Origin of the sequence: Desulfopila inferna, assembly GCF_016919005.1 — a bacterium.
In the GTDB taxonomy this organism is placed as follows: domain Bacteria; phylum Desulfobacterota; class Desulfobulbia; order Desulfobulbales; family Desulfocapsaceae; genus Desulfopila_A; species Desulfopila_A inferna.
The window spans coordinates 324294-337329 of record NZ_JAFFQE010000005.1 but is presented as its reverse complement, the minus strand read 5'-3'; the positions used below and the strand labels follow the sequence as shown (position 1 = coordinate 337329).

The following is a 13036-nucleotide window of genomic DNA, read 5'->3' as shown; positions in this document are numbered from 1 at the left end:
TCAGCGATAATGTTGAGCCATGGCGCCTTCCAATGCTCGCAATATTAAGTATATGGCTGTGCTTGATTTCCTAAAAACGCCTTAATCTGAGGAAAAATTGCAATTCTCCGACACACTCCTAGCGCAGCTTTTTATTTGTGCGTTACTATTCATGGAATACGCCGCAGGGAAATGGCGGCATCGACTTTGGATATCCGATAATTCATTTTTGGGGAAGAGAGCTGGCAATTTCTATTATGAAAAACGACAGCGATCGACGAAAACTGGAGAAAAATAATTGGATTTTTGATGACAAAGAGGATCTGTTGCAGAGTATTTTTCGTCCACTGCAATATATACTTTTTGATGCTGATATTGTCACTGGAGTAACCGCATTTCTGGAGCAGACATCGGAGACCCAAGCCGAAATTGAGGGCTCGTAGTCGCTCAATGTCCGGTACCCATAAATAAATGGAGAGAGATATGGCAAAAAATTTTCATATAAGATCGCAGGTCTTCTCCTCGGTATTTGCTGGCTATGCCCTCTTGTTGTCAATGGCGCAGAAAATTCCGGGCTTTCAAAGGGACAGATTCTGTATGTACCCGCCTATTCCCACATCTACAGCGGCAATAAAGAGAAACCTTTTCTGTTGACAGTGACACTGAGCATCAGAAACATTGACCCGAAAAATTCCATCAGGCTGACGTTGGTAGATTATTATGAGACTCAGGGAAAGCTGTTAAAACAGTATATTGGTGAAGCGGTGGTGTTAAAGCCGCTGGATTCCCTGCGATATATCATAGCTGAAAAGGACGACAGAGGCGGGTCGGGCGCTAATTTTCTTGTTGAATGGCATTCCGATGGGCCTGTTAATCCTCCCATTGTTGAGTCGATCATGATAGGGGCACAGTTTCAACAGGGAATTTCCTTCACTTCCCGCGCCAGGGAAATATTAGAGACGGATGTAAGCGAGTAGCTGGCAAAGGGGCTGAGCACATACTGAACCATTATTCCTGATAAATAAATTAGCCAAAGGGGGCGATACCGATGAATGACTGTATCTTCTGTAAAATCATTGCAGGCGAAATTCCAGCAAAAAAACTGTATGAAGATGACGACGTCCTGGCCTTCTGGGATATTTCTCCCAAGGCCCCTGTCCATTTTCTCGTTATTCCCAAAAAACATATTCCAAGGCCCGTGGATGTTAAAGAGGACGATGATCCGTTAACCGGTAAGCTGTTCCGCATTGGGGCTCAACTTGCCGGAGAGAAAGGCGTCGGGGATGATTACAGGGTCATCTTTAATAACGGTGAAAAGTCCGGTCAGGAAGTTTTTCATCTACATATGCATATTCTGGGAGGGAAGGGGAAACCCTGGGCAATGTAGTGAAACTTCAGTGAAAGACCAGCCGTGGACGGGTCATTCCTAAGGATCGGTAAGTTGGGAAAAACGTCCTGTTACTATATGCATGAAATACTGAAAGGAATATTGATACAACAAATTGGGAAGATTCATCCACTAAGAAGATATTCGTCATGAGTGAGAATGCCGTTTATAGGGAATTGAAGAAGCAGATTATTTTGTTGGAACCCGGGATCCGTGCTGCGGGAGAATGACGTCATGGAAGGCTTCGGTGTTAGCCGCACATAGGTACAAAAAGTAGAAGTACTATATCTTTGCGGGGCAAACTGTCAGTAATTGAACCTGCCACTCTTTCGCAGGCAAGGCAGGAAATGTGCCTCATTCATGCGCTGTTCTTTTCATTTTTGGTTTTTTTTCAGTATGTCCAGGCCGATCCATGGAGGTGGTCGGGAATAGTATAACCTTTTCTGTTTTTGGAAAAGCGATTAGGCCAAGTCCTTGTTCTAAGCCCTTGTTCTATAGTGGTATGGTAAACTTGCAGCTACCTCACCAAGATCCGACCAATACGGTTACTGCCTGAGTAAGCAAGAGCGAACTTGCGATAAAAGAAAGGCGATAAAAAGAAATGGTAAAGATAAGTCCAATGTTTTCCGAAATGGTATTAGCACCAGAGGGACTGTACGAAACTTTAGAGCAAGCGCAACTATAGGCAAGCGAGAGGTGGTATTTTTTGCAAAAAAGCCTGGAGATTGGGAGGGGCTTGTACGTAAAAACAAAAAAAGCACTTACCGGAAAATCAGATAAGTGCTTTAATTTTTGGTGGAGCTAGACGGGATCGAACCGACGACCTCTTGACTGCCAGTCAAGCGCTCTCCCAGCTGAGCTATAGCCCCACAAACGCATAGGCTAAATTCGAGTCAATCAATAACAGGCTTTCCGGTCGGTGTCAATAAAATTTTGGTCATTTCTCCAGCCCAAAATGCATATTTCTTGCGTATACAAGGGAGCTCTGGTATTCTTGTCCGCTTGTAGCTTCCGGCTATGGAGTTCTTGACTTTCACGATAATTTTCAGAGATCATTTTGAGGAAAGAGAGTTCGTTATCTCTGCTGAGAAATATAAAAATTCAATCAAACGTGTTTTCCGAAGAGGGAATTTCGCATGTATTCACCATTTAATTTTTTATTTGGCTGGCTCTCCAATGACCTTGCCATAGATCTGGGTACGGCCAATACCGTGCTCTACGTCAAAGGGAAGGGAATTGTCTTGAGAGAGCCTTCCGTTGTTGCGGTCCGGCAGGACGGAAGGGGGAGCAAGGTTTTGGCCGTAGGGCAGGAAGCCAAGCAGATGCTGGGGAAAACTCCAGGTAATATTACTGCAATACGGCCGATTAAAGACGGTGTAATTGCTGATTTTGAAGTTACTGAGGCTATGCTGAGGTATTTCATCAATAAAGTTCATAACCGCAGGACACTGGTCCATCCCCGGATAATGATTTCGGTTCCCTCCGGTATTACGCAGGTAGAAAAAAGAGCAGTTAGAGAATCCGCCGAATCTGCAGGGGCCAGGGAGGTCTATCTTATTGAGGAGCCAATGGCGGCAGCAATCGGCGCTAATCTTCCTATCACCGAGCCGACGGCCAATATGGTGGTTGATATCGGTGGAGGAACCACCGAGGTCGCTGTCATTTCACTGGCCGGTATCGTCTATGCCAAGTCCGTTCGGGTGGCGGGGGACAAGATGGATGAGGCTATCCTCCAGTATATCAAACGCAAACACAATCTTGCCATTGGAGAGAGAACCGCCGAGCTGATCAAAACGACGATCGGCAATGTCTTGCCTGAACCCCCTTACGAGACCATGGATATCAAAGGACGTGACCTTGTCTCCGGTGTTCCTAAAACACTGACTATTTCGGCTGATGAGATCCAGTCGGCCATTGCCGAACAGGTGGATGTCATTATCGATGCGGTCAAAGTGGCTCTGGAGGTAACTCCGCCGGAACTGGCCGCCGATATCGTTGATCAGGGAATTGTCCTTACAGGAGGCGGTGCCTTGCTGAAAAACCTAGATATGGCGCTCAGAGAAGAAACAGGTATGCCGATAATCGTCACGGAAGACCCTTTGTCCTCCGTCGTTCTCGGTTCCGGAAAGGCACTCGACAACCTCGACATCCTCAAGGAGGTGACAATCAGTTGACCGGCCGATCGGTTGTCCAGGGAGGCGCGGGAGAACGCAACTCCCTGAGTCCTGCCCCTCCTGATCAGGCAAGTTAGCGGGTAGGGTGTTTAGTGGAGGGGCCAACCAATATCCATATTACTGCGTGGTGACATTGAAAAAAATCCGGCTTAGCTGGACAAGAGACCAGCTTTCAAAAAGAGATAGAATATTTCATTCCGGTTGTGATAAATAAAAACACCCCCAAAAAGGGACTTAAAGGACTGGCAATGACGAAGGTGGTTCTCCTTCTGGTTCTGGTCAGTTGCCTAATTCTTTTTGCCGCCTCATTCGGAGGCAGATTCGGTCTGTTCCATCAGGTTACCCTTGAAACCCTTGGCCCTGTCCAGGTCGTTTTCACAAATGTTTCCAGTGGAGTCCAGCGTATTTGGAACGATTATATTGCTTTGTGGGTTGTTCGCGACGAAAACAAGCGTCTGCGCACCATGCTTGATGACTATAATGAAAAACTCAACGAGTATACCGAAGCCTATTCCACCTATCTGGGCCTCGTAGAAAAGCTGAAGTTCAAAGAGAAGGAATCTTTCCCGTCGATTTCCGCGCGAGTGGTGGGAAAAGGCCCTTCCTACTGGTTCAAGACGATTATTGTCGATCGTGGAGAAAATGACGGCATTGTTGAGGGAATGGTTGCAAGAAACGAGAAGGGCGTGGTTGGTCAGATAATTCAGGTGTCTCCCAATTATGCCAAAATTCTTCTGGCCAATGCTCCCAGTAGTGCTATTGATGCAATGGTGCAGAAAAACAGGGTTCGCGGGATATTGAAGGGTGCCGGAAAACATGGTTTCACCCTTTATTACGTCTTAAAGAAGGCGGATGTTGCTGTGGGGGACAAAATCATCACAGCAGGCATTGGTGGAGTATTTTCATCTGGAATTCCACTGGGCAGGGTGTCAGCCGTCAGAAAAAAACAGCGAGGCATGTTTCAGGAAATCGAGGTGGAGCCATGGGTAGATTTTCAGCGCCTGGAAACAGTTTTTATCAACCTGACCGAGAGATTGACCTGGGAAGCCGAAATGAATAATCTTTCGCGGGTAAGACCCTGATGTTGTTTTTTGTTTTCTTAATGCTGGGAGTTTTCGTCATTGTCGCTCAGACCACCTTCCTGCAACTTTTTCCGGACTGGCTGGGGCGACCGGATTTTCTCTATATTCTCATTACCTTTGCAGCATACAGATTCGGCTGGATTTCGGGAATGGTTTTTGTCTTTATCCTTGGATGGATGCTCGATGTTGTCTCCGGCATCCATCCGGGCATCTATCCGCTGCAGAGCATTCTGGTATTTTCCTTCCTGAAACTGCTCACCGAAAACAGCCCCTTGCGGGAGGGTGCGTATCAGGTTCCACTTGTGGGAATCAGTTATTTTATAGTGCAGATGGGGTTCTATTTTTTCTATTCCCTGATGATGCCGGAGACCTTGCCTGAGTGGTCCTGGAACAGGATCATCCAGGATACCTTTATTTTGCTGCTGGCCACCATACCCCTATTTGTCCTTCTCAATTCCTTATATGAAATACTGAATAAAAACGGCATCATTCATCGAGTAATCAGTAAACGCAGCGGCAATCAATTTCGTTAAATCCACATGAAAGATAAAAGGTCCTTTTTTACCGAGCTGGAAGAAATAAATGAGCATGACGACAGTGCTCTCGATATGCTCCGCCCCAGGATTATATTGGCCGCGGCTCTTATAATCGGTTTTGCCGTGCTGATATTCTGCAGATTGTGGTTCCTGCAGATATCCAACAGCGATGAGTATATTAACAAGGCATATAATAATAGGGTTCGCATTAGCACTCTTGCTGCGCCACGGGGACATATCCTTGATAGGAACGGTATTCCTCTGGTAACAAACAGGCCGTCGTTCAACGTTCTTCTCATACGGGAAGATTCAAAAAATGATGAACATCTGTTAAAAAAGCTGGCAGGTGTTCTTGATGTTGATGTATCCCAGCTGTGGGAGCGAATACGCGAGGCATCCAATATCCCTCTGCATATTCCCATTCGTCTGCAAGAGGATATTGACTGGCAGACGCTGGCTTACCTGGAAAATCATAACCACGAATTTTCAGGTATTCGCATCGAAGTGACGCCCCGCAGGGTATATCATTTCGGCGATCTTGCCGCGCATGTCATCGGCTATCTTGGTTCAATTAGCAAGGAGGAACTCAAGAAACAAAGCGGGGGAGAGTATGACGGTGGAGATCAGGTCGGCAAGATGGGACTTGAAAAACTACGTGATGAGGTTCTTCGCGGAGAAAAGGGAATGAGTTATTCCGAAGTGAACGCCAGAGGATTTGAGCAGCAGTTGCTCAAGCGCGAAGACCCCCTGCCCGGCAGCGAAATACATCTTACGATCGATGCGAAGATGCAGCAGATGGCTGAGGAAATGATGAACGGTGAAGAAAAGTCGGGAGCCGTGGTGGTGCTGGAGGTGAACAGCGGAAGGGTTCTCACTTTTGCCTCCACTCCACCTGTTCGGCTGCAGGAATTCATTGGCGGAATATCTCAGCAAAATTGGAATGCCTACCTCAACAACATCAAGACACCGCTTCTCAATAAAACCGTGCAGGGCCTCTATCCCCCCGGCTCCACCTATAAGATGATAACGGCACTGGCTGGGCTCGACAATGGGATCATCACTCCCGAAACAGCCTTCTACTGCCCTGGCTATTATAGATTAGGCAGAAGGATCTATAGATGCTGGAAACATAGCGGACATGGTGCAGTTGACTTAAAACGCGCCATAGCCGAATCCTGTGACGTCTACTTCTATCAGGTCGGTCAACAGGTCGGTGTTGATATTCTTGCCGAATATGCCAAGAAATTCGGACTCGGCCAAAAAACCGGAATGGAGATCGAAAATGAACAGGACGGACTCATCCCCACCAGAAAGTGGAAAAGACAACGCTACAATGAAAAATGGCACGAGGGCGAAACTCTCTCGATTGCCATCGGACAGGGATTCAACCTGGTTACGCCGCTGCAGATGGCGGTGATGACCTCCATGATTGCCAACGGCGGTAAAAACTATCGTCCGCAGATGGTCGAAAAAATTATCGGCCCTGATGGTAATATCGTTGAAGAGATAAAACCGGAACTCATCTATGAGTTGACGGGACTTGAAGAATCACTTGCCCTGATAAGGGAAGGAATGGTTGAGGTCGTCCATGGAAAGCGGGGAACGGCACGTATAGCCCGGGTCGAGGGATTAACAATCGGTGGTAAAACAGGTACGGCTCAGGTCGTTAAAATTGCCGTCTACAAGAATATGAAAGAAGAAGATATCCCATATAAGTTCCGGGATCATGCCTGGTTCACCTGTTTTGCCCCTGCTGAAAATCCCGAGATTGCCGTAACGGTACTGGTTGAGCACGGCCTGCATGGAAGCTCGGGGGCTGCGCCCATAGCCAGGGCGGTATTAAAGACCTACTTTGAGGATCGACTCACCCGAGAGGGGCAGGAGAAAGAAAAATGATGAAAGCTGCCAAGTTGTTCGATGTCAGCATATCCGGTTCCATTTCAGCGGCCGGCGCTTATTCCGTGAAATCGTTGATGGTACGATATGTTACGAATTGACAGAAGGTTATTCTTGCATTTTGACTGGGCCTTTTTCCTGTTTCTGATGCTGCTCTGTGGGATGGCGCTCTTTAATCTCTATAGTGCCTCATATCCTCCAAAGGGATGGGGAAGTCCTCCATATCTCAAGCAAAGCTATCTGTTCCTGATGGGATTTACCGCGGTGCTGTTTATTCTCAGCTTCGATTATAACGAGCTTCACATCTGGAATTATCCTTTTTATCTATTCATTATCGTTCTACTGGTTGCTGCATATTTCATGGGGGAGAGTGCAGGAGGAGCGCAGCGCTGGATTGATTTGGGATTTTTTCGCCTGCAGCCCTCCGAGCCCGCCAAACTGATGCTGGTAGTCACTCTCGCCAGTTACTATTCCAGAAAAGAAGTGCTGGATGGATACTCGATTAAGCAATTGATAACACCAATAGTTTTGACAGCCATCCCCTTCCTGCTGATTCTAATGCAGCCGGATCTCGGCACGGCCTTGATGCTCGGTATAATCTTCGTTTCAATGACTGTTTTTGTCAAACTGCGGAGGTCAACATATCTTATACTTGGCGGCAGCGGTCTTTTCGCGGTGCTTTTTGCCTGGCAGAAACTTTTGAAACCCTACCAGAAACAGCGGGTGCAGACTTTTCTTAATCCTGAAAACGACCCCATGGGACACGGTTATCAGGTGATGCAGTCTAAAATAGCGGTGGGCAGCGGCGGCAAATTCGGCAAGGGATATCTTGAAGGAACTCAGGGGCATCTCCATTTCCTGCCCGAGAGGCACACCGACTTTGCCTTTTCAGTGTGGTGCGAGGAATGGGGATTCTTTGGCAGCCTGTTTTTCCTTGGCGTCTATTTTCTACTGCTGCTCTGGGGGCTGCGGGTGGCAATGTATGCCAAGGACAGGTTTGGTATGCTGCTTGCCTATGGTGTGGTGATGCTGATTTTCTGGCAGGCCCTGATCAACATCCTGATGATACTGGGGCTTCTTCCGGTTGTCGGTATTCCCCTGCCTCTTGTCTCATATGGAGGTTCCTCTCTGCTGACTACCCTTATGGCCTTAGGCATTCTCATGAACGTGCGCATGCGAAGATTCCAGCCGGGCAGAGGCAACCACCAGGAGGATGCCTGATCTGCTCTGCGGTTTCAAGGAGAGTGGACATATCCGCTGCTTTTCAGTCGAAAGAGCGAGGTTCTATCTCCCGGCGGAAAAACGATGTGACAGCACAAGTTGCTTTAGTGATTCGATAAAGAGAGGGTGGGTGTTGAGCGATTCACTGGGGCGGCAATCTATTCCCTGCTCCTGAGCCATATCACGATAAAGCATGTTTATCTCATAGAGAGTCTCGATATGATCGGAGACGAAGCTGATCGGTACCATAAGAATATTTTTGCACCCTTCTTTGGCCAGCTGTTCAATCATTTCCGGAGTGGAAGGCGAGAGCCACTCCACCGGTCCGCTTCTGCTCTGGAAACATAATCTTCCTGTAATTCCGGTAGCTTCCTCTATTTTGGCGATAGTGATTTTCAATTGCTCCAAATAGGGATCCCCTTCATCTATAAAGGAGGTGGGCAGGCTGTGTGCACTATAAAGAACTTCAACATCATTTGAGAAAAAAGCGTCAAGACCCTTTTTGATATTTTCTGCAAGGCACCTGATATAGAGCGGATTGTCGGGCCAGCCGTGTATTTCACTGATGTCGAAGGTCTCTGCCGAAATGGCGGCCGATCGCTTGAGGTCGGCCAGCGATGAGCCGGATGTGGCGCGTGAGTAGTGGGGATAGAGGGGAAGGGCAATGACTCTGGATATATGTTGCTCAGCCAGATTCCGCAGTGCCTGAGTGGCGGTGGGCTGCCAATATCTCATTGCAGTGACTACGGTATACTCACCACTGTCGGCAAGCGCTCTTTGCAGCGACTCCGCCTGTTCGTTGGTGATCCGGATCAGAGGTGACCCCCCACCGATTTTGGCATATGCTTTCTGGCTTTTGGGTGCGCGTTTCCGGGCAATATACCAGGCGATTGGTTTCTGCAGGATCCTTGGGCCTAACCGTATGATGTCTCTGTCAGAGAAAAGATTATACAAAAATGGGGCAACATCTTCCGGTTTTTCCGGACCCCCCATATTGAGGAGGATAACTCCGGTCTTCTCCGCCATAAAACCCACCTTTCTCTTTGTTTGTTCAATGAATAAAGCCGTAGCTTACACTAAGATTAGCGAACATGCAAAATCTACTTTCATCGGGCAAATCTTAAAAGTGCTGCAGCCGGAAAAAGGGCTCGACATCCTTGCCAACAGGGCTCTATGAAATATAATACTATTAAGGGTGAAATTTTAGAGATAAAATGAGCGTTTTCTCTTTCTTTACTGAAATTTCACTTGGGGAATGCGTCCAGTGACGCATAGAGGCAACGATGTTTTTCGGCATCGTTTTATGTAATCTTTGGAGGAACTCTATGGAACTAAAGATCGAAACCCGAAACATTGAGTTGCGGAAAGGATGGCAGACAAAAATCGAAGAGGAGAAAGAAAAACTGATTCGAAATTACGCCGCCTATCTGCTTCATCTTCGAGTAGTTATTGAAGCTACTACTCATCATAAGGAAGGAGGGTTTGAGATCAAACTGGTTGCATCAGTACCAAATGATACTGTTGTAGTAGCAAGAAAGGGAGGCGCAGTTCGACCTCTGCTTGTGGAGGCATTTGATGTACTATCTCTGCAGTTGAAAGAAAACTTAAGGAAGATGCGGAAGGTGAAAAAGGCCCCTGAAACGCTCGTGGATGGCGACAGTTTCGGAACTATCCGCAAACTCTCTCCTCATGAATCCTATGGATTCATATCCACATATGACGAGCGGGATATTTATTTTCATGAAAATGCCTTGAAGGATGCCAACATGGACGAATTAAGCGAAGGAGACGGAGTGATATACGGCGAAACCATAGGAGATAAGGGGCCTCAGGCCTCGTGGGTGCGTCTGGCTAAGTGATATATCCGGCCAAGGTAATATATGAGGCGTTAGAAAAGCTGATACACGCCTGGTGATCGACAAAGTCCGAAGCATTGATGCTTCGGGCTTTTTGGTTTTTAAGGCTATGGCGGCGTAATCATGGCTGTATTTCCAATCCTCCTTGCTGCTGCCTCTCCCAGATTTCCAGAACTGCAAGGGTTGCCAGTTTGCAGCGCGGTACCAGTGAGCCTTTCACTATATATTCATCCTCACTGTGATCAAGCTCCCCGATCGGGCCCAGCCCGTCAATAACAGGTATTCCGCATTCAGCCGCGGTATTGGCGTCGGAGACTCCGCTTCGTATCTCTCTTTTAAGGGGTATGTCAAGAAGAGCTGCCTGTCTGCGAAAAATATCATAGAGGGCCAGATTGCCCTGCGATTCGTCCATTGGAACCCTGCTGTTCGTCCTGGTGACAGAGCTTGTTGTCCCCGCTATTGTACTTTTGGCGGCGATCTGTTCAATGCTGTTTTTGAGGAAGATGCCGTCTTCGTTGGTGAGAAAACGGGTATCGATGGCAGCACACCCGAATTCTGCGACAACATTAGGTGCTATCCCGGCTTCTATTCTGCCGACGTTGAGCACCATCTCTTTTTGGGCATCGTTAAGCTGCTCCAACAGAATGGTCTTATGAGCAAGCTCCAGTATCGCACTGGCCTTTCCTGATCTATTGAAGAATCCGGCATGGCCTGCTTTGCCGTGCACCTCGAGACGATAACCGCATTTTCCCTTACGGCCGGTGACAATTTCACCAGCGGTGCCGCCGCACTCAAAGACAAGGGCGCAGCAACTTTTTTCGGCAAAGCTTTTGATCAGGTCTGCTGAGTTCGGGGAGCCGATCTCCTCGTCGGAGTTGCAGATCAATACGATAGGGATGCGGCGCAGCAGCTCCCTGCTCTGCAGGGCCTTGAGCAGATAAACGGCTGTGACCAGCCCTCCCTTCATGTCGCAGACCCCGGGACCGTAGGCCTTTAAATCATCTTCCCTATAGGAGGTGAAGTTGTTGTCCGCTGGAAAGACCGTATCCATGTGGCCCACCAGCAGAATATGAGGCTGGTGCGAACGGCAGGCCGCCGACTGGAAGACCAGGTTGTTTCCATAGCTTTCGACATTGTCGATGGTGAGTTCCAGGTCGCAGTCCGCCAGTGCTTCACCGAGGATCGCGCCCACCCGGTCAACCCCTGCCTTGTCTGCGCTGGAGCTGGTCTGCAGAATAAGCCGCTGCAGGAGTTGGAACTGCTCCCGCTCGCTTGCCTGCAGATAGAGAAGAAGGTCTTGATCCATGATCTAGCGGTGATATTTGCCGAAGGCAAAGTCCTCCGCGGCGTAGAGTTCAGGTTCCGCATCAGGATAAGCGACCTCCTGGTCATTCCAGGGTTTCCTGAGAATGTATTCACCATCGGTGGAAACCACATTGGAGCGGTGCAGGGGAATTTTGCCGCCTGCAGTGGCGATGAAGCGGGGAATGGCATCGCCGGAAATATTGCCGTACATCGATTCGACAATATCCCTTCCTACCTCCAGAGGCACCCGGAAATGCTTGAACTGCGGATTTCTATAACTGCAGTTAAAAATATAGTAGGGCCGCACGTAGGATTCATGGATGGTTTCGCATAGTTTCCACATCTTTACCCGGGTATCGTTGATGCCTTTGAGAAGAACGGCCTGATTGAGTACGGTAAACACCCGCTTCGAAATTTTTCTGAAGGCATCACGGGATAGCGGGGTGATCTCCTGGGCGGTATTGATCTGGGTAACGACCCTGATGGGCTTTTTGTCATTGGATTCTTCGAGAATATCGAGAAGTTGGTCATCGACCCGCATCGGAGCCGTAATCGGAATTCGGGTACCAAGTCTTTTTACCTGGACATGCTCAATGGAATCAAGTTCACCGAGAAGCCATTTCAGAATAGAATCGGGCAGAACAAAAGCATCTCCTCCGGTTACCAGAACGTCGCGGATACGCTTATTGCTTCTGATATAATCCAAAGCTTCACCGTAGGCCTCTTTGGAATAGGTGTTGTCTTTTCTGCCGATATGGGCCAGGCGGAGGCAGTGCGTACAGTACATGGCGCACATATTGGTGGCCTTGATGGTCAAAACCCTCGGATAAAACTGATCGATGAGCCTGGCCGGGGAGTGGTCGGCCGCTACCGGAGGAATTTCAATTCCGGCATTATCCACCATCTCACCGGTAGGTACGGACTGCAGCATGATAGGATCATTGACCTGGCCGGGAAGGATGAGGCTGGTGTAATAGGGGGTAAGGCGCATGCGGAAAGACTGCGTTACCCTGGCTACCGAGGCGATGGCTTCCTCGGGAAGGTCGATGAGCAGGGCAAGCTGGTCGGCGGAAGTGATGCAGTTTCGTATCTGTCCTTTGTAGCTGAACCAGTCTTCCTCACTCATCCTCAGCTGACGGCGGATCCGTGCAGCATTCTCCTGAATCGTATCCCAGAGTTCTATGCCGCTTGGAGCTTCCCTGTCCTTTCGTTCAAGATAGTCCTCCACCCGGGCATTGGCCCTGCTCGCTATGGGCAGGGCCTGGGTGAGGCGTCCACCAAGCGATACCATGTGTTCATCGATCTGCTGGTGTTTGAGGGCCAGAGTGCACAGATCCTTTTTGGTGAGGCCGAAGTCGTCAATACTGTTTCCGCAATCCCGCCGGGCCTGGAGCCGTTGAAAGAGCTGAATGATTGGATTTGTCAGATTTTTCTTGCAGGCTGTTTGGAAAAGTTGGGAAATCTCTTTCTTCACCTCAGCGTCTGCCGGTTTCTTCTTTTCAGTTTTGATACCGGCGCTTAGTTCTGCAATGAGATCCAGAGTATATTTGTCCAGCGCGTTGTGACAATCCTGATCTTTACGTGTTTGCGGTTCCATGAT

At 48.5% G+C, this 13036-nt stretch carries 12 protein-coding genes and 1 tRNA gene; 9 read left to right on the top strand and 4 right to left on the bottom strand.

Annotated features, from left to right (window positions below; all coding sequences use genetic code 11):
* The first annotated feature begins 137 nt into the window (after window positions 1–137).
* The 3 genes from JWG88_RS14640 (at window position 138) to JWG88_RS14630 (ending at window position 1366) form a co-directional block, all read left to right on the top strand.
* Entirely contained in the window at window positions 138–422 is a 285-nt protein-coding gene (locus JWG88_RS14640) for a hypothetical protein (RefSeq protein ID WP_205234524.1), read from the top strand.
* Window positions 423–446: 24 nt separating this feature from the next.
* Window positions 447–956, top strand: coding sequence for a DUF3124 domain-containing protein (locus tag JWG88_RS14635; protein WP_205234555.1), 510 nt, complete (start codon window positions 447–449; stop codon window positions 954–956).
* 71 nt (window positions 957–1027) lie between these two features.
* Complete coding sequence (locus JWG88_RS14630; protein ID WP_205234523.1) at window positions 1028–1366, top strand: histidine triad nucleotide-binding protein; 339 nt, start codon at window positions 1028–1030, stop codon at window positions 1364–1366.
* Between the two features lie 793 nt (window positions 1367–2159).
* Here the strand turns inward: JWG88_RS14630 and JWG88_RS14625 are convergent.
* Window positions 2160–2235, bottom strand: a tRNA-Ala gene (locus tag JWG88_RS14625).
* Between the two features lie 267 nt (window positions 2236–2502).
* On the opposite strand from JWG88_RS14625, the gene JWG88_RS14620 reads away from it, so the two are divergent.
* From JWG88_RS14620 to rodA, 5 genes are all read left to right on the top strand, one after another.
* Window positions 2503–3540, top strand: coding sequence for a rod shape-determining protein (locus JWG88_RS14620; protein ID WP_205234522.1), 1038 nt, complete (start codon window positions 2503–2505; stop codon window positions 3538–3540).
* Window positions 3541–3788: 248 nt separating this feature from the next.
* Window positions 3789–4622 carry a rod shape-determining protein MreC gene (gene mreC, locus JWG88_RS14615; RefSeq protein ID WP_205234521.1) on the top strand — a complete coding sequence of 278 codons (834 nt, stop codon included), beginning with the start codon at window positions 3789–3791 and terminating at the stop codon, window positions 4620–4622.
* Window positions 4622–5155 carry a hypothetical protein gene (locus tag JWG88_RS14610; protein WP_205234520.1) on the top strand — a complete coding sequence of 178 codons (534 nt, stop codon included), beginning with the start codon at window positions 4622–4624 and terminating at the stop codon, window positions 5153–5155. Before mreC ends, JWG88_RS14610 begins: the two co-directional genes overlap by 1 nt.
* A 6-nt stretch (window positions 5156–5161) precedes the next feature.
* Complete coding sequence (gene mrdA, locus JWG88_RS14605; RefSeq protein ID WP_205234519.1) at window positions 5162–7054, top strand: penicillin-binding protein 2; 1893 nt, start codon at window positions 5162–5164, stop codon at window positions 7052–7054.
* A 114-nt stretch (window positions 7055–7168) separates the two neighbouring features.
* Window positions 7169–8275 (top strand): rod shape-determining protein RodA, encoded by a 1107-nt coding sequence (gene rodA, locus JWG88_RS14600; protein WP_240194458.1) that lies wholly within the window; start codon window positions 7169–7171, stop codon window positions 8273–8275.
* Between the two features lie 63 nt (window positions 8276–8338).
* Here the strand turns inward: rodA and hemH are convergent, their stop codons facing one another.
* Window positions 8339–9301 (bottom strand): ferrochelatase, encoded by a 963-nt coding sequence (hemH, locus tag JWG88_RS14595; RefSeq protein ID WP_205234517.1) that lies wholly within the window; start codon window positions 9299–9301, stop codon window positions 8339–8341.
* A gap of 299 nt (window positions 9302–9600) precedes the next feature.
* Here hemH and JWG88_RS14590 point away from each other — a divergent pair, with 299 nt between their 5' ends.
* The gene (locus JWG88_RS14590) at window positions 9601–10134 is read left to right on the top strand and encodes a cold shock domain-containing protein (protein ID WP_205234516.1); all 534 of its coding nucleotides are present in this window, start codon (window positions 9601–9603) and stop codon (window positions 10132–10134) included.
* Window positions 10135–10252: 118 nt separating this feature from the next.
* Here JWG88_RS14590 and JWG88_RS14585 read toward each other — a convergent pair whose 3' ends face one another.
* Entirely contained in the window at window positions 10253–11437 is a 1185-nt protein-coding gene (locus tag JWG88_RS14585) for a M20 family metallopeptidase (protein ID WP_205234515.1), read from the bottom strand.
* Between the two features lie 3 nt (window positions 11438–11440).
* A complete protein-coding gene (locus JWG88_RS14580) occupies window positions 11441–13033 on the bottom strand; it encodes a KamA family radical SAM protein (RefSeq protein WP_205234514.1) in 1593 nt (530 codons plus the stop codon).
* Window positions 13034–13036: the final 3 nt, after the last annotated feature.